This is a genomic window from Xenorhabdus littoralis (assembly GCF_033949345.1).
GTDB lineage: Bacteria > Pseudomonadota > Gammaproteobacteria > Enterobacterales > Enterobacteriaceae > Xenorhabdus > Xenorhabdus littoralis.
Map to the genome: position 1 here is coordinate 1 of NZ_VCDP01000102.1, position 688 is coordinate 688.

General features: G+C 44.0%; 1 protein-coding gene. It reads left to right on the forward strand.

Annotated elements, in window-relative coordinates:
• Positions 1 to 488: hypothetical protein (locus tag FE394_RS17505; RefSeq protein WP_319927634.1), on the forward strand; the 488-nt coding region annotated here is incomplete at its 5' end.
• Positions 489 to 688 lie beyond the last annotated feature (200 nt).

Here is a 688-nt window from a genome sequence, read left to right on the forward strand (position 1 = left end):
TGGTGATTGGTGAACCTTACGAGGATATGCGACAGCGTTCCAGTGCCGCTATTGATCCGCACCTTCCGGGTAAAATTTGGCATAATATTCCAAAAACAGATGCCCGTTTACGCTTTACCGACCCGAAATATGGGTTTGTTACCCCTCCAGCCCGATTCTTTGCTGTCCTATACGCGAATGACGTCATCACTAGTGTGCGGATTTCTCCACAAATCGAGCCATTGCTCTATGACGATGCGATCAAAATTGTATTGGATTTACAAGATCAATGGAGTAAAGCAGGTTGGGGACTTCTTAAAGGGTATCATCCCTTGGTGAATACCCCAGAATTACACGATAATCTTCGCCATATGAAAGCCCCAGGAACGACTTATTGGCAAGCAGATGATCAGTATCAGATTAAACTGAATTTGGCTCGTTTTAAAGATGATCGGCATCCAGATGAAGAACGGTATTTGATCACATTGGCGATTGCCACGCCGTGGTAAGCAGGAGATAGCACAAACCAAAGAGGGTGTGAAAATGTTATCTTCCACACCCACTATTCAGGATAGTTCTTCAGGATGAGGTGTAGAATGAGTCTGCTACAACGAATAGTCCGATGGCACGGTGGCTTAATCTTCGCATTATTAATCGTTCTCAGTTTGACCACCACCTATCTTTACCATTCTTTTTATTCCGATAAACC